General features: G+C 73.2%; 19 protein-coding genes. 10 read left to right on the forward strand and 9 right to left on the reverse strand.

Annotated features, from left to right (window positions below; genetic code table 11):
- Positions 1–103: 103 nt before the first annotated feature.
- From ACZ47G_RS07110 to ACZ47G_RS07120, 3 genes are all read left to right on the forward strand, one after another.
- Positions 104–1,150 carry a methyltransferase domain-containing protein gene (locus ACZ47G_RS07110; protein WP_465740565.1) on the forward strand — a complete coding sequence of 349 codons (1,047 nt, stop codon included), beginning with the start codon at positions 104–106 and terminating at the stop codon, positions 1,148–1,150.
- A gap of 530 nt (positions 1,151–1,680) precedes the next feature.
- A complete protein-coding gene (locus tag ACZ47G_RS07115) occupies positions 1,681–2,229 on the forward strand; it encodes a DUF1062 domain-containing protein (protein ID WP_465740440.1) in 549 nt (182 codons plus the stop codon).
- A 321-nt stretch (positions 2,230–2,550) separates the two neighbouring features.
- A complete protein-coding gene (locus ACZ47G_RS07120; protein WP_465740441.1) occupies positions 2,551–3,048 on the forward strand; it encodes a phosphoribosyltransferase in 498 nt (165 codons plus the stop codon).
- A gap of 30 nt (positions 3,049–3,078) precedes the next feature.
- Here the strand turns inward: ACZ47G_RS07120 and pcp are convergent, their stop codons facing one another.
- The 3 genes from pcp to ACZ47G_RS07135 are packed head-to-tail and all read right to left on the reverse strand — an operon-like array spanning position 3,079 to position 5,470.
- Complete coding sequence (gene pcp, locus ACZ47G_RS07125) at positions 3,079–3,723, reverse strand: pyroglutamyl-peptidase I (RefSeq protein WP_465740442.1); 645 nt, start codon at positions 3,721–3,723, stop codon at positions 3,079–3,081.
- 35 nt (positions 3,724–3,758) lie between these two features.
- The gene (locus tag ACZ47G_RS07130; protein ID WP_465740443.1) at positions 3,759–4,727 is read right to left on the reverse strand and encodes a DUF979 domain-containing protein; all 969 of its coding nucleotides are present in this window, start codon (positions 4,725–4,727) and stop codon (positions 3,759–3,761) included.
- Positions 4,724–5,470: a DUF969 domain-containing protein gene (locus ACZ47G_RS07135; RefSeq protein ID WP_465740444.1), complete on the reverse strand. Its 747-nt coding sequence runs from the start codon at positions 5,468–5,470 to the stop codon at positions 4,724–4,726. Before ACZ47G_RS07135 ends, ACZ47G_RS07130 begins: the two co-directional genes overlap by 4 nt.
- Before the next feature lie 159 nt (positions 5,471–5,629).
- On the opposite strand from ACZ47G_RS07135, the gene ACZ47G_RS07140 reads away from it, so the two are divergent.
- From ACZ47G_RS07140 to ACZ47G_RS07155, 4 genes are all read left to right on the forward strand, one after another.
- A complete protein-coding gene (locus ACZ47G_RS07140) occupies positions 5,630–6,484 on the forward strand; it encodes a GntR family transcriptional regulator (RefSeq protein ID WP_465740445.1) in 855 nt (284 codons plus the stop codon).
- Positions 6,481–7,275 (forward strand): LamB/YcsF family protein, encoded by a 795-nt coding sequence (locus ACZ47G_RS07145; protein WP_465740446.1) that lies wholly within the window; start codon positions 6,481–6,483, stop codon positions 7,273–7,275. The genes ACZ47G_RS07140 and ACZ47G_RS07145 overlap by 4 nt, the downstream gene beginning before the upstream one ends.
- A gap of 140 nt (positions 7,276–7,415) precedes the next feature.
- Positions 7,416–8,033 carry a 5-oxoprolinase subunit B family protein gene (locus tag ACZ47G_RS07150; protein WP_465740566.1) on the forward strand — a complete coding sequence of 206 codons (618 nt, stop codon included), beginning with the start codon at positions 7,416–7,418 and terminating at the stop codon, positions 8,031–8,033.
- Between the two features lie 52 nt (positions 8,034–8,085).
- The gene (locus ACZ47G_RS07155; protein ID WP_465740447.1) at positions 8,086–8,949 is read left to right on the forward strand and encodes a 5-oxoprolinase subunit C family protein; all 864 of its coding nucleotides are present in this window, start codon (positions 8,086–8,088) and stop codon (positions 8,947–8,949) included.
- Between the two features lie 56 nt (positions 8,950–9,005).
- Here ACZ47G_RS07155 and ACZ47G_RS07160 read toward each other — a convergent pair whose 3' ends face one another.
- The 3 genes from ACZ47G_RS07160 to ACZ47G_RS07170 all read right to left on the reverse strand — a co-directional run bounded on the left by ACZ47G_RS07160 (position 9,006) and on the right by ACZ47G_RS07170 (position 11,459).
- Positions 9,006–9,401 (reverse strand): hypothetical protein, encoded by a 396-nt coding sequence (locus ACZ47G_RS07160; RefSeq protein ID WP_465740448.1) that lies wholly within the window; start codon positions 9,399–9,401, stop codon positions 9,006–9,008.
- A 140-nt stretch (positions 9,402–9,541) separates the two neighbouring features.
- A complete protein-coding gene (locus tag ACZ47G_RS07165; RefSeq protein WP_465740449.1) occupies positions 9,542–10,585 on the reverse strand; it encodes a glycosyltransferase family 2 protein in 1,044 nt (347 codons plus the stop codon).
- 271 nt (positions 10,586–10,856) lie between these two features.
- Complete coding sequence (locus ACZ47G_RS07170) at positions 10,857–11,459, reverse strand: superoxide dismutase (RefSeq protein WP_465740450.1); 603 nt, start codon at positions 11,457–11,459, stop codon at positions 10,857–10,859.
- 163 nt (positions 11,460–11,622) lie between these two features.
- Between ACZ47G_RS07170 and tsaD the strand changes: the two genes are divergently transcribed.
- On the forward strand, positions 11,623–12,690 hold the full coding sequence (gene tsaD, locus ACZ47G_RS07175; protein WP_465740451.1) for a tRNA (adenosine(37)-N6)-threonylcarbamoyltransferase complex transferase subunit TsaD: 1,068 nt from the start codon (positions 11,623–11,625) through the stop codon (positions 12,688–12,690).
- A 220-nt stretch (positions 12,691–12,910) separates the two neighbouring features.
- Here tsaD and ACZ47G_RS07180 read toward each other — a convergent pair whose 3' ends face one another.
- Positions 12,911–13,366 (reverse strand): DUF5990 family protein, encoded by a 456-nt coding sequence (locus ACZ47G_RS07180; protein WP_465740452.1) that lies wholly within the window; start codon positions 13,364–13,366, stop codon positions 12,911–12,913.
- A gap of 526 nt (positions 13,367–13,892) precedes the next feature.
- Here ACZ47G_RS07180 and ACZ47G_RS07185 point away from each other — a divergent pair.
- Together ACZ47G_RS07185 and ACZ47G_RS07190 are read left to right on the forward strand one after the other, a co-directional pair.
- Positions 13,893–14,936, forward strand: coding sequence for a cytochrome P450 (locus tag ACZ47G_RS07185; protein ID WP_465740453.1), 1,044 nt, complete (start codon positions 13,893–13,895; stop codon positions 14,934–14,936).
- A 36-nt stretch (positions 14,937–14,972) separates the two neighbouring features.
- The gene (locus ACZ47G_RS07190) at positions 14,973–15,968 is read left to right on the forward strand and encodes a JmjC domain-containing protein (protein WP_465740454.1); all 996 of its coding nucleotides are present in this window, start codon (positions 14,973–14,975) and stop codon (positions 15,966–15,968) included.
- On the opposite strand, the gene ACZ47G_RS07195 is transcribed toward ACZ47G_RS07190, so the two are convergent.
- Positions 15,957–16,466, reverse strand: a complete 510-nt coding sequence (locus ACZ47G_RS07195; RefSeq protein ID WP_465740455.1) for a hypothetical protein — start codon at positions 16,464–16,466, stop codon at positions 15,957–15,959. The two genes, ACZ47G_RS07190 and ACZ47G_RS07195, sit on opposite strands and share 12 nt — an antisense overlap.
- A gap of 96 nt (positions 16,467–16,562) precedes the next feature.
- Complete coding sequence (locus tag ACZ47G_RS07200) at positions 16,563–18,530, reverse strand: ATP-binding cassette domain-containing protein (protein ID WP_465740456.1); 1,968 nt, start codon at positions 18,528–18,530, stop codon at positions 16,563–16,565.
- Positions 18,531–18,889 lie beyond the last annotated feature (359 nt).

Consider the following 18,889-nt stretch of genomic DNA (forward strand, 5'->3'; position numbering starts at 1 on the left):
CCTTCTCTGGCCCTCCTCCCCCCCCCCCCCTCCCCCCCCCCCCCCCCCACCCCCACCCCCCCCCCCCCCCCCCCCCCCCCGCCACCGGTTCCTGCCGGACCTGATCTGGCTCTCCGACGACGACGAGGCCTTCACACCGTGCGATCGCCAGCACGAGCCCGAACGCTGGTTCGCTGCGGCCTACGGGGACGTACCGGTCGTAACCCAGGTCAACGATGGGCAGGAGCCGGAGGACCCCTCCGACGCCTCGCCGTCCTCCTCCGCCTCCGCCCCCTCGATCGTCTTCCGGATGCTCGAACTCCTCAACCTCGCACCGGGAATGCGGATCCTGGAGATCGGCGCCGGCACCGGGTACAACGCCGCGCTCCTCTCGCACCGGCTGGGCGACGTCAACGTGACCACGGTCGAGATCGACCCCACCGTGGCCGGACTCGCCCGGTCCAATCTCAAGGCTGCCGGCTACTCTCCTACCGTCGTCTGCGGCGACGGAGGCCTCGGCTGGCGTGCCCAGGCGCCGTACGACCGGGTGGTGGCCACCTGCTCGGTGAAACAGTTGCCCTATGCCTGGATCGAGCAGACCCGGCCCGGTGGAGTGGTGCTCACCCCCTGGGAGAATCCGTGGATCTGCGGCGGCCTGCTCCGCCTCACCGTCGGCGAGGACGGAACCGCCACCGGCCGCTACACCCCTGACAGCGCCTTCATGCTGATGCGCACCCAGCGCCGCGACCTCTTCCTGTTCCGGGACGTGGTCATGGACGACCACGTCCCCACCGAGTCCACCACCACCCTCGACCCGTGGGCGGTCGCCGACTCTCCGATCGCGACCCAGTTCGCCCTGGGCCACCGCCTCGGTGACCTCTGGTACGCCTGGGACCACGACCCGGACGTCGACGACGTCAAGACCCGCCTCTGGGTGGCCACGACCGACGGCGGCTCGTGGGCCGCCGTCGACTGGGACGGCAGCGACGACACCGAGCAGTACACCGTCTGGCAGCACGGCCCGCGTCAGCTCTGGGACGAGGTCGAAGCCGCGCACCGCTGGTGGCTCGACAACAACCGCCCCGGGCCCGACCGCCTCGGGCTCACCGTGACGTCCGAGGGCCAATGGGCCTGGCTCGACGATCCCGCGCATTCATGGCCCTTGGGATGACCAATGGGGACCGGCGTCAGGGTGGGTCGGTGGCAGATGAGCAGTCGTCTGCAGCTTCCCGGCGACGCGTTCTACGAGGCCCCGAGCAGTAGACCGCGAAGTCCGCCGGCAAGCACGGCAAGGACGGCGACAAGAGCAAGTGACCACACACCAGCCCGACCTGGAGCAGACCGCCGTGTGCGGTCTGCTCCAGGCCGTCTCCCGTTACCTCGGCCATGACGTGGCCCCCGAGAGGTTCGACAAGATCGCCTAGGGTTTCCACGGCACCGCCACGGTCCCGGCGATCCGGCTCTGGCTCTGGCTCTGGCTCCGCCCATGGTCCGCCGGGCAGAACCTGGCGGTGAGGCGCTCGAAAACCAGTGGAGCGGCGCCGCTGTGCGCCATTACCGTGCTGCCGAGTCACGTCGTCTAGGCAAGGACGTTCCGTTGTACACCCTGTGAGACCTCCCGAGTGCTGATCTGTCGCGCGTCGCGCCTGTGCGCCGCGCTGCTTTTTGCTGCGGACTTCTCACTGAAATCGGTGTACTTCTGTGCTCAATGACTGGGTGGTCGTGCCCACCTGCCTGCCTGCCGTTCTCCGCCGTTGCCCCACGTGCGCGTCCGACCGTTTCCGGGCGAACGGCAAATTCCGCGTCAACGCAAACCACAAGCTCCTCGACGCCTGGCTCCTCGTGCTGTGCACCGTTTGCGGGGACACGGCAAAGCTCACGGTCCTGGAGCGGGTGAACGTGCGCTCCGTACGACCTGAGCTGCTGGACCGGATGCATGACAACGACCCTGACCTGGCGGCTGAGCTGCTCCAGGATCCCGTCCTGCGGCGCCGCAATCGCATCGCCCTCGACTGGGACAACGCCTGGCGCCTCGACACCGGCGGATCGGATCACCTGGACCGCGAGGTGATCGACGTCTCGGTCCGATTCGCGGCGCGGATTCCCGTCCGGCCGGTGCGACTGATCGCTGAAGGGTGCGGTCTTTCGCGGGCCGAGGTCGAGAGACTGGTCACGGAGGGCGAGATCGTTTCGGCGGTCCGGCTGAGCGGCAAGCTCTCCGGCGACTTCACCTTCACGCTCAAGCGCTGAGCCCTCCCCGGAACCAGGGGCCTGTCCGGCGAGATCCGCCGGACAGGCCCTGATCTCAGGGGAGTTGATGCTTATCGACTTCGGGAAGATGACCCGTGGCAGCCGTGCACGTGACCGTGTGGGGTGGCCGCGATCGGGTCGGAGGAGGCCGGGCGCCCCGGTGACCCCGGCGGCCCTGCCGTTGTGGTCGTCGAGGCCGTTCCATGGGGCCGAATGGCCGAGTTCGGGACGACGGTCCACGCCGTGCTGCGCGGCTGGAGCGCAGCGGCCGCCCCGGGGCCGGATTCGCCGCTCGGCCGAGTCTCCAGGAGACTGAACGGCGTGACTGATGTGCGAGAGATCCTGGATTACCAGACCTTCGGCCGGGCGGTGCGCGAACTGGCGCAGACGATCGCCGACGACGGCTTCGAGCCCGACCTCGTCCTGAGCATCGCCCGTGGCGGCGTGTTCGTGGCGGGCGGGCTGGCGTATGCGCTGGACTGCAAGAACATCCACCTGGTGAACGTCGAGTTCTACACGGGTGTGGGCACCACCCTCGAGATGCCCGTGATGCTGGCGCCCGTCCCCTCGGCGATCGACTTCACCGACAAGAAGGTCCTGATCACCGACGACGTCGCCGACACGGGCAAGACGCTGAAGCTGGTGCACGACTTCTGCCTGAGCCATGTCGCCGAGGTCCGGTCCGCCGTGATCTACGAGAAGTCGCACTCCCTGGTGAAGTGCGAGTACGTGTGGAAGCGGACCGACGACTGGATCGAGTTCCCGTGGTCGGCGCAGGAGCCGGTCGTCAAGCGCGCCGGCCAGGTGCTCGACGCCTGAGCCGCCGGTCCGCCGGGGCGGCCCCGCCCGTCAGTGGGTCGCCCCCTCCGGGACGCGGAGGTCGGCGGTGCGGGTCGCGGCGGCGGTGAGCAGGGCGCGCACGGCGTGGGCGACGGAGGGGGCCGGCAGGGAGGGCTTGGAGCCGTCGAGGACCTGCTCGGGCAAGGCCGGGATGTGGACGAATCCGCCTCGGGTGGTGGGGTGTTCGGTGGCGAGCAGGTGCATCAGGGCGTAGAAGACGTGGTTGCAGACGAACGTCCCGGCAGTGTGCGACAGGGAGGCGGGCACGCCGGCCTCCCGGACGGCGGCCACGCACGCCTTGACGGGCAGGGTGGCGAAGTAGGCCGCGGGACCGCCGGGGACGACGGGCCGGTCGACCGGTTGCCGGCCCGCGTTGTCGGGGATGCGGGCGTCGTCGATGTTGACGGCGACGCGTTCGACGGTGACGTCCGGCCGGCCGGCCGCCTGGCCGAGGCAGACCACCAGGTCGGGGGCGCACTCCGCGATCGCCGTGCGCAGTTCCTCGGCCGCCTGCCCGAAGACGCAGCTCAGCCGGGTGGCGGTGACCAGGAGCCCCTCAGGCGGGCTGTCGGCGACCAGGCGGGCGACCTCCCAGGACGGGTTGACGTCGGCGCCGTCGAACGGTTCGAAACCGGTGAGCAGGACCCTGGTCATGGGGCGGCCTTTCTGAAAGCCGGAAGAGGGACTCGTCAGAACGCGAAGAACGACATGATGGCGATGTTGCAGACCAGCAGGGCGCCGGCGGTGGGGAGTTGGGCCTTGATCGGCCCGTACTGGTCCTTGAGTTCGAGCAGCGCCGCCGGGACGAGGTTGAAGTTGGCCGCCATCGGCGTGACCAGCGTGCCGCAGAAGCCGGCCAGCATGCCCACGGCCAGCACCACGCCCGGGCTGCCGTGCAGTTGGGTGATCAGGACCGGCCAGCCGATCGCGGCGGTCATCACCGGGAAGGCAGCGAAGGCGTTGCCCATGATGATCGTGAACAGGGCCATGCCCACGCAGTAGAGCGCCACCGCCGCGTACTTGCTGCCGTCCGGCAGGAAGTGGGTGGTGATCCTGCCGACTTGGGTGCCGACGCCGGCGCTCTGGAAGATCGAGCCCAGGACGGCGAGGAGTTGGGGCAGCAGCAGGGCCCAGCCCATGGCCTCCAGCAGTCCGCGGCCGGAGCGCAGGGCGACGGTGGGGTTGCGCTCGCGGGTGAGCAGCAGTGCCAGGCCCAGGGCGACGAGTGAGCCGATGCCGAGCCCGAGGAGCGTCTCGCTGCCGGTCTGGAGCAGCACGCCGCCGCCCAGGTGCACGCCCTTGAGGAGCGTTCCGCAGGCGAGCGCGACCAGCGGGAGTGCCAGCGCCGGGATGAACAGCCGGCTGCCGAGGCGCGCGGCGGAGGCGGCCCGCCGCTCGGGGGCGGCGGCCGTGGACGTGCCGCGGCCGGTGAAGCCGAAGCCGGCCAGACAGATCATCGCCAGGACGGCGACGCCCAGCGGCGCGGCGGGCGCGCTCTTGTCGGCGACCCATGAGCCGTAGACGAAGCTCGCCCCGAGCAGGCCCCAGAAGGCGGCGCTGCCGTGGCGCCTGGGGTTGCCGCGGTCCACGGCCATCTGCGCCGCCATCGCGAGGAAGACGGCTCCGACCAGCCAGTACAGCCACTCGACCTTGATCACTTGGTGGTCTCCTCGATGCGGTCGGCGGTGGTCGCCTCGGTGGTCGCCTCGGTGGTCGCCTCGGTGGCGGCCGCTGCGGGCAGGTCCCGGGCGAGGGCGTGGTCCAGGCGCAGCAGGCGCGCGCCGTGGATGAGGGTGGCGCAGACCGCGGTGGGGATGGCCCACAGGGCGAGCTGCACCGGCTCCAGGTCGGTGTGGTAGGTCGCGTCGACGAAGCCGGTGATCAGGAGGATCGAGCCGACGGCGAGGAAGCAGTCCTCGCCGAAGAACAGGCCGACGTTGTCGGCGCTCGCGGCGAAGGAGCGCACCCGTTCGCGGGCCTTGTCGGTCAGGGTGCCGTGGCGGCGCTCGGCGGCGGCCTCGGCCATCGGCGCGACCATCGGGCGCACCGCCTGGGCCGGTCCGCCGAGGCTGGTGAGGCCGAAGGCGGCGGTGAGTTGGCGGACCACCAGGTAGACCGCGAGCACGCGTCCGGCGCTGGCCTTGGCGAACTTGTTCATCAGGGTGCGGGCCTGTTCCTGGAGGCCGTGGCGCTCCAGCAGGCCGATCACCGGCAGGGTGATCGCGAAGAGGGTCACCGAGCGGCTGGAGGCGAAGCCGGTGCCGAAGGCCTCCAGGACCTTCAACGGGCTCATCCCGCCCAGCAGTCCGGTGAGGACGCCGGCGGCGCCGACGACGAGGAGCGGATTCCGCCGGGTGGCGAACCCGGCCACCACGACGAGGATGCCGACAAGAACGATCATGTGTTCCTGGCCGCCTTTCGGACGGGCCTCCGCCGCTGGCTGACCGTCTCGGGCGCCATGGGCGGAGGCGGTCGCGTCCGGGTGGGCCGCGACCGTGCGGGGGTTGCCGCGAGGCTAGGGGATTGTGGAACAATCCGACAAGAGTTCAGGAGGTGGAACGTGACTGGAGTTTTCGACGCGCTCGCGGCCGACCGGGGCCGACTCGACCGCGCCAGCGCCGCCCAACGCGTGGCCGAGGTGCTGCGCGACCACATCACCGAGGGCCTGCTCGCCCCCGGCACCCGGCTGTCGGAGGAGGCGCTCGGAGAAGCACTCGCCGTCTCGCGCAACACGCTCCGCGAGGCGTTCCGGCTGCTCGCCGACCAACGGCTGGTCGTCCACGAGCTGAACCGGGGCGTGTTCGTCCGGATCCTCGAACCGGCGGACGTCGCAGACATCTACACGCTGCGCCTCGCCCTGGAGACCGCCGGCGTGCGCGCCCTGCACGGCGCCGCACCCGAGCGGCTGGCCGCCGTACGGACCGCCCTGGACCACGCGGAGGCCGCCGAGGCGGCCGGCGACTGGGTCACCGTCGGCACCGCCGACCTGCACTTCCACCAGGCCGTCGCGGGGATCGCCGGCAGCCGGCGGATCGACGAGTGCATGGCCCGCCTGATGGCCGAACTGCGCCTGGCCTTCGCCGCCGTCCCGTCGGCGCGCGGGCTCCACGCACCGTTCCTGCGCCGCAACCAGACGCTCACCGGGCTGCTGGAGACGGGCGAGATCGACGACGCCGTGGTGGAGCTGACCAGGTACCTGGACGACGCGCGCGCGGTGATCGTCCGTGCGATGACGGACGGCCGGTTGGCGGACGGCGCGATGGCACACGGCACCGTGACGGACCGCCCGATGGCGGACGGCTTCGCGGCGGACGGCACCGTAGTGGACCGCCCGATGACGTACGGCACCGTGACGGATCGCTTCGCGGCGGACGGCTTCGCGGCGGACGGCCCGATGGCGGACGGCACGAGATGACCCCGCCCGAGGGCGCTCCCGTACCGGTCGTCGACCTCAACGCCGACCTCGGCGAGGGCTTCGGCCGCTGGACGCTCACCGATGACGATGCCCTGCTGTCGGTGGTCACCAGCGCCAACGTCGCCTGCGGCTTCCACGCCGGGGACCCGACCACCATGCGACGGGTGTGCGAGCTGGCCGCGGAACGCGGCGTGCGGATCGGCGCGCACGTCTCCTACCGGGACCTCGCCGGGTTCGGGCGGCGGGCGATGGACGTCCCGCCCGACGAGCTGGCGGACGAAGTCGCCTACCAGATCGGGGCGTTGGAGGTGTTCGCGCGGGCAGCCGGCGCACACGTGGCATACGTCAAACCGCACGGCGCGCTGTACAACCGGGCGGTGCACGACGAGGAGCAGGCGGAGGCGGTGGTCCGCGGCGTCCGCCTGGCCGCGGGGGCGCGGGAACGCGCCCTGTCCGTACTCGGGCTGCCCGGTTCACAGCTGCACGCGGCGGCCGCGCGGGCCGGGCTGCCGGTGGTCGCCGAGGCCTTCGCCGACCGCGCGTACACCCCGCACGGCACACTCGTCCCCCGCCGCGAGCCCGACGCCGTCGTCCACGACCCGGACGCCGTCGTCCACCGCTCGGTCGCCATCGCCCGGGACGGCGAGGTCACCGCCCGCACGGGCGACCGGATCCGACTACGGGCTCGTTCGCTGTGCGTGCACGGCGACACCCCGGGGGCCGCGGACCTCGCCCGTCGGGTGCGAACGGCCTTGTGGGCGGCCGGAGTCCGCGTGGAGGCGTTCGCGTGAGCGCCGATCCGACCGCGCGAGCGGAGCCGACCGCGCGGGCCGAGCAGACGAGGCGGGCCGAACGGACCGAGCCGACGAAGCGGGCCGAGCGGGCCGAGCAGACGAAGCGGGCCGGGACGCACCGGACCGACGGGATGGAGATGCGGGTCCTGCGGGTCGGCCTCGACGCGCTCCTGGTCGAGTTGGCCGGCGCCGAGGAGGCGACCGCCTTCCACGCCGAACTCCAGCGCCGCCGCGCGGCGTCCGAACTCCCGCCCGTCACCGAGGTCGTGCCCGCCGAGCGGACCGTGCTGCTCGACGGCGTGGCCGATCCCGCCGCCCTGGCCGCCGAGCTGGCCGGCTGGCGCGTGCCGCCGCCGCGGGCGGGCGCCGCGGAGACCGTGACCATCCCGGTGCGCTACGACGGCGCCGACGTCGCGGAGGTCGCCGCGCTGTGGGGGGTCGCCGAGGAGGAGGTCGCGCGGATCCACTCCGCGACCGAGTTCCGCGTCGCGTTCAGCGGCTTCGCCCCCGGCTTCGGCTACCTGACCGGCCTGTCCGAGCGCTACCGGGTGCCCCGGCGGGCCGTCCCCCGCCCCGCCGTTCCGGCCGGGTCGATCGCCCTCGCCGGCCCGTACACCGGCGCCTACCCCCGCTCGTCCCCGGGCGGGTGGCAGCTGATCGGGCGCACCGACGCCGTGCTGTGGGACCCGTCCCGGGAACCCGCGGCCCTGTTCAGCCCGGGGACCCGGGTCCGGTTCGTGATCGAGGAAGCCTGACTGCGGGAGCATGGCCGCAGGAGCCCGACCCAGGAAGCGTGATCGAGGAAACATGACCGTCACCATCACCAGTGCCGGCCTGCTGACGACCGTCCAGGACCTCGGCCGGCCCGGGCACGCGCACCTGGGCGTGCCGCGCTCCGGCGCGCTCGACCAGCCCGCCCACCGGCTCGCCAACCGCCTGGTCGGCAACCCCGCGACGGCGGCCACCCTGGAGACCACCGTGCTCGGCTGCGCGGTGCGCGTGGGCCGCGCGGTGACGGTGGCCGTGCTCGGCGCGCCGTGCGCCGTGCGGGTCGACGGGCGGCCCGCCGCCTGGGGCGCCCCGGTGCGGCTGCCCGCCGGGGCGCTGCTGGAGGTGGGCCCCGCGACGCGGGGTGTGCGCAGCTACGTCGCCTTCGCGGGCGGGATCGCCGCCACGCCGGTCCTCGGCAGCCGCTCGACCGATCTGCTCTCGGGGCTGGGCCCCGCTCCGGTGGCCCCCGGGGACGCGCTGCCGCTCGGCGAGCCGGCCGGCCCGCCCGTCGGAGCGGACGCGCTGCCGACGCCCGCGCCGCCGGACCCGCTGCTCCTGCCGGTGCTGCTCGGCCCGCGCGACGACTGGTTCACCGCCCGCTCCCTCGCCGTCCTGACCGGCTCCGGCTACCGCGTCTCCCCCACCAGCAACCGGATCGGCCTGCGCCTGGACGGCCCGCCCCTGGAGCGCGCCCGTGAAGGTGAACTCCCCAGCGAGGGCATGGTCCTGGGAGCGGTCCAGGTGCCGCCCGACGGCCGCCCGGTGGTCTTCCTCGCCGACCACCCCACCACCGGCGGCTACCCCGTCATCGGCGTCATTCCCGCCGCCGCCCTCCCCGCCGCCGCCCAGGCCGCCCCCGGCACTCCCGTCCGCTTCACCCCGATGCGCCGGCGGCGGTGAGTTCGCGCCGCACCGGACGGCGCCCGGAACGGCTGGCGGCGTGCGGGTGAACGTGCTCAGTCGTGGATGTGTCGCGGCAGCACACGGCGTGGCAGCGGGAGCCGCCGTTCGCCCGGCCTGGCGGTGAGGATCCGGCGGGCCGCAGTCCGCACCTCGCTCCAGACCACGTCGGCGGCCAGCGCGTCGGCCCACGGGCCGGCACCACTGCGGGCGTCCGTCTCGCCGAGCAGTCGGTCGATGGTCCTGAGGTCATGGAGGGCGTCCGGATCGAGGGTTCCCCGCTCGACCATGCCCTCGGCCAGCCGCAGGACGAACTCGACGTCGTCCGCGACGGCGGCGGTGGTCACTCGGTGCTCGCCGGCCCAGGCCAGCTGATCGGAAGGATCAGCTGCCAGGACGGCCAGCAACCTCACTGTCCAGCGCTGCCAGTGGTCGTTGTCATCGAGGCTCATGCCAGGAGGGTCGCACTGGACCGGTGCAACCCGCCAACCTGGTCCGCCCGCTCACCTCACCTCACCTCACCCGCAGACGGCTGAGCGGCGGCCCCGTCGAGGGAGCGGCCCCGACGAGGCCGACAGCGACCCCGTCGAGGTCAGCGGCGGCGCGCGGCCTGGGCGGCCTGGCGGGTGCGGCGGACGGCGCGGTGGAGGCGCTGGACGGCGATGAAGCGGTTCATCGCGTCGGTCAGGGTGAGCCGGTACTTGAGCCGGAGCTGGGCGTTGAGGCCGGCGATCCGCTCGGGGCCGATGGCGTGCAGGAGGCGGCTGACGTGCCGCTGGTAGACCTCCCAGTAGTTGCGGTCGCCGTCCGGGATGGACCAGAAGAACATCGGGATCTCTTCGGTCAGGCAGTTCCGGTCGTAGGCGCGCAGGTACTGCTCGGTGAAGAGCGGTTCGGGGCGGGCGAGCAGCCACTCGCGGACGAGTTCCATCGAGCGGACCCGGTCGATCAGGCCGCGCGGGTCGGTCTTCTTCTGGGTGATGGACAGGTTGCCGTCCTCGCGGACCCGCCAGTGGTAGATGGGCTCGGAGAGGACGTCGACCCGGGTGGCGAGGAAGTGGTGGGGGACGCTGACCGGAGCGTCCTCGTAGAGCAGGCCCTCGGGGTAGCGGATGCCGGCGTCGTCGAAGAAGGAGCGCCGGTAGACCTTGTTCCAGGCGGTGCGGTCGGTGACCAGGGCGGGCAGTTCGCTGACGTGGGTGCGCAGCCGGGTCTCGCGGAACGGGCGGCGGTGGGCGTGCGAGGGGGTGAGGCCGGTGGTGCGCAGGCGCATCGCGTTGCCGGTGGCGAAGTCGGAGCCGGTCTGGTCGAGCGTGCTGATCATCAGCTGGTAGGCGTGCGGCGGCAGGGTGTCGTCGCTGTCGACGAAGGTCAGGTACTCGGTGCCGGGGGCGAGGTGGCGCCAGCCGGTGTTGCGGGCGGCGCCGAGGCCCTTGTTCTCCTGCTGGACCAGCCGGAAGCGCGGGTCGCGCGCGGCGTAGGCCTTGGCGAGGACGGGACCGTCGTCGGTCGAGCCGTCGTCGACCATGACGCACTCGAAGTCCTCGAAGGTCTGGGCCGCGATCGAGTCCAGGCACTCCCCGAGGTAGCGCTCGACGTTGTAGATCGGGACCACCACGGACAGGCGCGGAGCCATCGGACGACCTTTCGCTCAGGAGCGGACGGCCGGTCGGCCGGTCGGCCGCCGGGAGCCGGCGGGAGCCGACGGTCGACCGAGCATAGCGAGCGCGCGTCCGTCGCGGGCGAACAACGGGTGGCGTCGAGCCTTCGGTTCGGTGTGGCGGCTGTGACCGGTGTCAACGGCCGTGACGGGCAGGCGCGGTGGAAACCCGGGCAACCCCGGTGGGAGCAACGGGGAAGGCCCCGGACCGCCCGACCGGCCCGGGACCCTCCTGCTCGGTCCGCGCTCAGGCGCCCTTGACGGCGGCGAAGCGGGAGGAGACGTCCTGCCAGTTGACGACGTCCCACAGACGGGTGACGTAGTCCGGGCGGACGTTGCGGTACTGCAGGTAGTACGCGTGCTCCCAGGCGTCGAAGGCCAGCAGCGGAGTGGTGTTCTGGCCGACGTTGCCGTGGTGGTCGTAGACCTGCTCGACGATCAGGCGCTGCCCGAGCGGCTCCCAGGAGAGGATGCCCCAACCGGAGCCCTGGACGCCGGTGGTGGCGCTGGTGAGCTGCTTCTTGAAGGCCTCGAAGCTGCCGAAGTGCTCGGTGATGGCGTCGGCCAGCTCGCCCTCGGGGCGGTCGCCGCCCTCCGGGGAGAGGTTCTGCCAGAACAGCGAGTGCAGCACGTGGCCGGAGAGGTGGAAGGCGAAGGTCTTCTGCAGGCCGACCAGGCCGCCGAACTGCTCCTTGTCGCGCGCCTCGGCGAGCTGCTCCAGGGTGTCGTTCGCGCCCTTGACGTACGCGGCGTGGTGCTTGGAGTGGTGCAGCTCCAGGATCTCGGCGGACATGGCCCGCTCGAGCGCGGAGTAGTCGTACGGCAGGTCGGGAAGGTTGTAGGTGCCCATCAGGACACGGCCCCTTTCGGCGGGTTGAGCGATGACGATCGTGCCGGGACAACACTATTGCGTATGACTTGCAGGAGCGCAGCATGGGCTCCTGCTTATCCCTCACATTCCGTCGGGCACAATGGTCACTCAAACATGTAATGACTGAGGAGGGTGAGTGACCATGACAGGGGCGCCTCGGGTGGTGCTGGGCATCGAGTCCTCCTGCGACGAGACCGGCGCGGGCCTGGTCCGGGACGGCGTGCTGCTCGGACAGGCGGTGGCCTCCTCGATGGACGAGCACGCCCGCTACGGCGGGGTGGTGCCGGAGATCGCCGCCCGGGCGCACGTCCACGCGCTGGCCCCGGTGGTGCGGGAGGCCCTGGACCGGGCCGGACTGACCCTCGGCGACATCGGCGCGGTCGCCGTCACCACCGGCCCCGGGCTGGCCGGCGCCCTCCAGGTCGGGGTGGCCGCCGCCAAGGCGTACTCCTTCTCGCTCGGCGTCCCGCTGTACGGGGTGCACCACCTGGCCGGGCACGTCGCCGCCGCGACCCTCGACGGCGGGCCGCTGCCGAACCCGTGCGTCGTGCTGATCGTCTCCGGCGGGCACACCTCGCTGCTGCTGGTCCGCGACCTCGCCCGGGACCCGATCGTCCACCTCGGCGACACCCTGGACGACGCGGCCGGCGAGTGCTTCGACAAGGCCGCCCGGATCCTCGGACTGCCCTACCCCGGCGGTCCGGCCGTCGACCGCGCGGCCCGCGACGGCGACCCGACGGCCGTCCGACTGCCGCGTCCGCTGACCGGGCCGCGGGACGACCCGTACGCGTTCTCCTTCTCCGGCCTCAAGACCGCCGCCGCCCGCTGGGTCGAGGCGCAGCGCGCGGCCGGCGCCGAGCCGCACGTCCCGGACGCGGCCGCCGCGCTCCAGGAGGCGATCGCGGACGTGCTCACCCGCAAGGCGGTGCGGGCCTGCACCGACCACGGCATCGACACCCTGGTGGTGGTCGGCGGGGTCGCCGCCAACTCCCGGGTCCGGGCGCTCGCCGAGCAGCGCTGCGCCGCGGCGGGCATCACCCTGCGGGTGCCGCCGCTGCGGCTGTGCACGGACAACGGCGCGATGGTCGCGGCGATCGGCGACCTGCTGGTCCGCTCGGGGGCCGAACCTGCGCCGGCGGACGTCTCGGTGGACCCTTCGGCGCCGCTGGAGTTCGCGGCACTCACACCCCGGGCGCGATCGGCAGCCTGACGGATCGCCACGGACGGCGGGAGGGCACGGACGGCGGGCGGCACGGACGGCCGTCACCACCACGTACAACTGACCGCTCCCGCAGCCACCGGAGGGTCCCGCGTCCGCGCGGGGCCCTCCGTCGTGCGTTCCGGCCCTTCGCCGTAGGTTAGGGCCCTTCGCCGTAGGTTCCGGCCGTCCCCGTCCGTTCAGGCCCCCGTGCGGTCAGGCCGTCGTGCGGTCAGGCCGTCGCCGACCAGGTGACCCGGGGCGGGCGGACGGCGGCGCACAGCGGGTGGCCCTTGGCGTCGGTGAGGCCGAGGCGGGCGACCAGCAGGCCGGTGGCGACCGCCCGCTCCAGGACCTCGTCGTCCACCGCGGCCAGCAGCAGCTTCGCCCGGCGGAACAGCGACCAGGCGTCACCGTCCGGCGTCACCCAGTTCAGGTAGACGAACCGCCCGCCCGGGCCGCCCTGGACGTAGCGCCCGGTGACGTCCGCCCCGCCCTCGGACAGCGGCTTCGCCGCGCACTCCAGCGACCACCGCGCCCGGGGCGCGTCCCCGGGCTGCGGATCCAGCAGTTCGGCCGGGCGGCCCCGGCGCTGGACGGCGACGTGGATGTCCCGGTACCCCGGGAAGCCCTGCCCAGCCCCGCACGCGCGGCCGGGCAGGTCGGTGGCCTCGATCCTCAGCTCCATGCCTGCCATCGTCCCCCACCGGCCGGCCGGTCCGGTCCGGCGCCCCGGCCGGGGCACCCCGAGGGCTCCGGTAAAGACTTCGAAAAATTCGCTGGTAAAGGCCGGTGGAAATGCCCCCACCGGAAAAGGTTATAACGATTCGCCATTCGAATTGGCGGCCAACCGTGCCTGGAAATCGAACTCCAGTGATCGAAGGGGTATCAGGAACGCCTTCTTTCGGTTAAGGTCCTGAGTCAGTTGAAGCGTTCGGCCTTCCAGACCGGAAAGCCGGACCCCGCCGACGGTGCGGCCGACACCCATTCGCCGCACCCGGAATCCCGGAAAGGGGACAGCCATGAAGATGATCAAGGCGATCGTGAAGAAGTTCCAGCGCAACGAGGACCTCGCCAACAACGCGTGGGTCCTGCACGTCATCTGATGCACCGCATCTGATGCACCACGCCCGGTGGGGCGGTGGCCTGGCCCCCGCCCCACCGGCGCCGCATTTCATCGCTATTCCCACGGAGACGTGATTCTCGTGCAAGAAATGGCACCGGACACCGTCCGCGGACATTCCGTCGTCTTCGCCCCGCGAATTCAGGACCTGCTGGCCCGGGACACCAAGGTGTTCCGCGCCGAAGCCGCCACGGTCGGCGTTTCGGACGCCGCCCTGATGGCGGAAATCGTCGCGGCCCGCCCGGTGCTCCAGACGGAGCGCTCGGTCTACAAGCCCGCCGCCGGAGCCGACATCCCCCACGACAGCGCGACCCGCACCATCCGCGCACTCGGCCAGGACGTCATGGCGGGCATCAGGACGCCGCCGCCCCCGGCGCACGCCCTCGCCGGCGCCTGGCCGTACGCGCCCACCTCGTACCTGCGCCGGTGGCTCTTCGGCTCCGACCCGCTGCCCATCTCCCTGCTGGCGAAGCGCGGCATCACCCGCTCCGACACGCTCTCCCGCCTGGTCGACCACGCCGTCACCGCCCGGCCGGGCACCGGGAGCCCGGACGGCCGGCCCACCACGGCGATGGCCGGGCTGATCCGCGGGGCCGCCGACCCACTGGACCGCAGGCAGGCCGTCGCCATGTACCGGCGGGCCTCCGCCACCCTGTGCGACGGCGTGGCCGCCCTGGCCGGCAACGCCCTGTGGCTCATGCGGGCGACCGGCACACCCCGGACCGACCTCACCGCCACCCTCTGGGAGACCCTCCGGCTGCTCCCGCCCGCCTGGATGCTCTACCGCAACGGCGGGCCGGCGTACACCGGACTGCACCCGGAGATCCGGCCCGAGGACAACATCGCCCTGCTCCCGCTGCTGATGCACCGCCACCCGGACTACTGGTCGGACCCCCTGGACTTCCGGCCCCAGCGGTGGACGTCGGTCGCCGACCCGGAGAAGACCCCCGGGTTCATGCCGTTCGGCTTCGACGGTGCCCGCTGCTGGGCCAAACACCTGGTCGTGCCGCTGGCCGAACGCCTGCTGACCGTCGCCCTCGACCACGGGCTCACCATCCGCGGCCCCCGGCAGGACGCGCCCGTGCCGATGCGTTCCCTGCTCTCGGTGCGGTTCGAGGCCGCCGTCGGCCGCTGATCGGCCCCGCCCCTCCCGACAATCCCTGGACGCCCCATGGAATCCCCCACCCTCGCCGGCTGGGTCGGCGACCTCGACGGCTTCGCCGACCGGCGGTGGCAGCGCGAGCCCGCCGTCTACACCCCGGGGCGGCCCGTCTCGCCGTTCGACCTCGACGCGCTGGACGCCGCCTTCGACGGCGGGCTGCTGCGCACCCCCTACCTGGAGCTGGTGCGCTCCGACAAGGTGGTCATCCCGCCCGAGGCCTTCACCACCCCCCGGACGATCAACGGCACCACCCACCACGGCTACGCCGACCGCGCCAAGGTGCTCGCCCTGCTGCGCACCGGGGCCACCCTGCTGCTGCGCCGCGTCGACCAGTGGCACGGCCCCACCGGCGAGCTGGTGGCCCGGCTGTCCGAGGAACTCGACCGCCGGGTGGAGGCCTTCTTCTTCCTCACCCCGGCCGGCGGCCAGGGCCTCGCCGTGCACCGCGACGACGCCGACGTGTTCGTCCTCCAGGTCACCGGACGCAAGACCTGGTACGTCCACGACGCGCCCGCCGCGGCGGAGTGGTCGCTCGGCGAACTCCCCGACCACGAACACTCGGCGCAGCGCCTGCACACCGTCCTCGAACCCGGCGACGTGCTCTACGTCCCCCGCGCCTTCGCCCACCGCGCGGTCGGCGCCGGCGGACTCTCCGGCCACCTCTCGCTGACCGTCCGCGACCTCTCGCTGCCGGAACTGCGCACCGCCCTGGAGCGGCTGCTCGCCGAAGGGCTGGAAGCGCCGACCCGCCCGCTCGGCGAGCCCGCGATCGCCGACGCCTGCGCCGCCCTGCTCGACCACGCCCGGGCCCGGCTCGCCGCCGTCACCCCCGCGGACCTGCTGCGCGCCGCCCGGGCCGGCCAGGCGGAGCCCGTCGTGGCGGCGCGCCCGGAGACCTTCGCCGGGACGGCCCGGAGCTGGGAGGCGGACGCCCCCGCCGGGGGGAGCGTCGGCCGCACCTGGCGGCGGCTGCGGGCCGTCGGCCGGAACCGGTCAGTCGGCTGACGGGAAGACCACCTGCTCGCCGAGCCGTTCGAAGCACCGCCAGGACTCCTCGACCTTCGAACTCGTCGGCAGCACGTCGATCCTCAGCTCGTGCTCCAGGGTGATCCGCAGGTCGCCCTCCGGCGCCCGCTCGACCGCCAGCACCCGGGGCGACTCCCGCGCCAGGAACTCCCGCAGCGCGTCGGCGCCGATGTCGTAGGCGAGGCGGTCGCCGCTCCCGGCCGGCACCGGGTCCTGTCCGGCCGGCACCAGGTCCCCGGAGCCGAGGTAGACCTCCCCGCACTGGACGATCCGGAACGGGCACTGGGCGTGCACCGCGAACCTGCTGCCCGTCGACACCTCCCCGGAGTCGCCCAGCGGCCAGGAGACCGTCCCGCCGAAGTCGACCACCCCCATGTCCCCGAACCGGTAGACGTCGACCCACACTTCGCCGACCAGACCGCGCAGCAGTCGGTCGTCCGCGTCCCCGCCCTCGTCGGGCCCCCCGTCGATACCCATCCGGCCATGGTCGTCCATCCTGCCCGGAGTCTCACCCGGTTTCCTGACCCCGGCCGGGCGGACGGTGGGCGCCGTCCGCCCGGCGGGATCACCCGGTCAGTCCCCGGCCGGCCGCTGGGCCGGGACGGTGCGGTCGCGCTGGAGGTCGAGCAGTTCGCGGAACAACCCGTCGGGGCGGGCGGCGAGTTCGGCCCAGGTGCCGGTCTGCACGATGCTGCCCCGGTCCATCACGATCACCCGGTCCGCGACCGCCGCGTTGGCGATGTTGTGGGTCACCAGCAGGGTGATCCGGCCCGGCGCGAGGCCGCGCAGGGCGTGCAGGATGCGGTGCTCGGCGCGCGGGTCGAGGTCCGAGGTGGGCTCGTCCAGGATCAGCAACCCGGGGCTGCGCACGGTGCGGTAGAGCGCCCGGGCGACGGCCGCACGCTGCCAGCCGCCGCCGGACAGCTCGGCGCCGCCCCACCAGCCCTGGGCGAGCAGGGTGCGCCAGCCCGAGCGCAGCCGGGCCACGGTCTCGTCGAAGCCGGTCCGGGCCGCGGCCTGCTCCACGTCCGCCATCAGCCGGTCGGTGAGGTGGCCCAGGTGGACGTTCTCGGCGGCGCCGAGCGGCCAGCGGGCGAACTCCTGCGGCACCCGGGCGACCCGGGACCACATGCCGTCCGCGTCCAGTTCCTCGACCGGCACGCCGTCCCAGGTGATCCGGCCGGACTGCGGCAGGTACAGGCCGGACAGCAGCTTCAGCAGGGTGGACTTCCCGCTGCCGTTCTGCCCGATCACCGCCACCACCTCACCCGCCCGCAGGGTCAGGCTGACGCCGCGCAGCGCGGGCTCCTGCTGCTCGCCCGGGTAGGCGTGGCTCAGCTCGGTCACCTCGACCGACCGCGGCGCGTCCGGGACGAGCCCGCCGCGGGCGATGCGGTGGCCGCCGGCCTCGTCCAGGAAGGTGAAGTAGTCGTCCAGGTAGAGGCCCATCCGGTACAGCCGGGCGCCGTTGCCGACCAGGCCGTGCAGCCCGGAGGCGGCGGTGCGCAGCGCGAAGGTGGCGGTGCCGGCGGCGGCGAGGTCGATCCGGCCGCTGCCGACCAGGAACAGCAGGGTGCCCCAGATCAGCGCGGTGCCGGCGCCGGTGCCGAGCGCGGCCAGCAGCGACACCTTGGCGGCCTCCCGGGTGGCCCGGTCGGTGGCGGCGACGATCTTGGCCTCGGCGCGGCGGTACTTGGCCATCAGGAAGGGTGTGACCTGGTCCGAACGGACCTGGTCGGCACGGGTCTTGTCGATCAGGAACCACCGGTAGACGCGCAGTGCGCCGCGGTCCTCGTTGGTGCTCACCGCGGCCAGGTAGTGGATCCGGGCGGTGCGGACGGCGCCGACGGCGGTCGGCACCGAGCCGAGCAGCAGCAGCGGCACCAGCCAGGGGTGGAGCGTCGCCAGCACGCCCGCGGCGGCGGCCAGCGAGACGGTGGAGGCGATCACGTCCTGGGCGTTGGAGAGCAGGTCGGGCGTGGTCGAGGCGCCCCGGTCGGCGGCCTCCCACTGCTCGTTGTACGCGGGTTCGTCGTACGCCTTCAGCTCGGCGGCGCACCCGGCGGCGATCAGCGCCAGCTCCGCCTCCCTGGTGATCCGCGGCGACACCCGGCCGGACAGGGCCACCACCGCGATGCCCAGGACGGCGCGCAGTCCGGCCGAGACGGTCAGCAGGAGCAGCGACGGCGCGGCGGTGCGCAGGTGCTCGGTCACCGGGCCGACGACCAGCAGGGCGCCCAGGGTGCCGGTGGTGGCGTACAACGCCAGCGCGCCGAACACCCCGGCCAGCGCCTGGCAGACCAGCAGTAGCACGGTGGACGCGCGGTCCGCCGCCCAGGCCAGCGCCAGCGCCCGGCGCACCAGGTGCGGCAGGCGGCGCAGCATCGCGCTCGCCGACATCGAGGCGCCGGCCTCGGCGCGGCGGTCGCCGGGGAACCGCAGGCGCAGTTCCTCGTCGTGCTCCTCGGGTTGCTGGTCGTGCGGCTGGTCGTGCGGCTGGTCGGGTTGGGGTTTCTCGGGTTTCACGAGCTGCTCCGACACCGGGTTCCTCCCTGGTACGGCGGCCTGCGGCCACGGGTGGGTCCGCACGCGGGCAGCCCTCATCGCCGGGTGGGCGTGGTGGGTCGGCAGCGGTGCCGGTGGGCACTCTGCGAGGGGCGGGCTGCCGGTGCGGACCCCGATCCTGGCAGCGGTCGGCGGGGCCGCCCGGCGTGTCCCGGCCGGTCTCACCCGATCCGGGCGATTCTGTGTCGGCGACGGCGAGTTGGTGGATGTCGATCACCGGATCGGTCCGCGATGTTCGATTGCGGGCGGGCCTCCGGACAGCTGCCCGGCAGGCGATCCGACGATCGGAGGAGCGGACCGCGGGGCCAGGGACGCGGTGTTCCACCGCCCGCCGG

The sequence above is a fragment of the Kitasatospora sp. NPDC030952 genome (assembly GCF_055571335.1).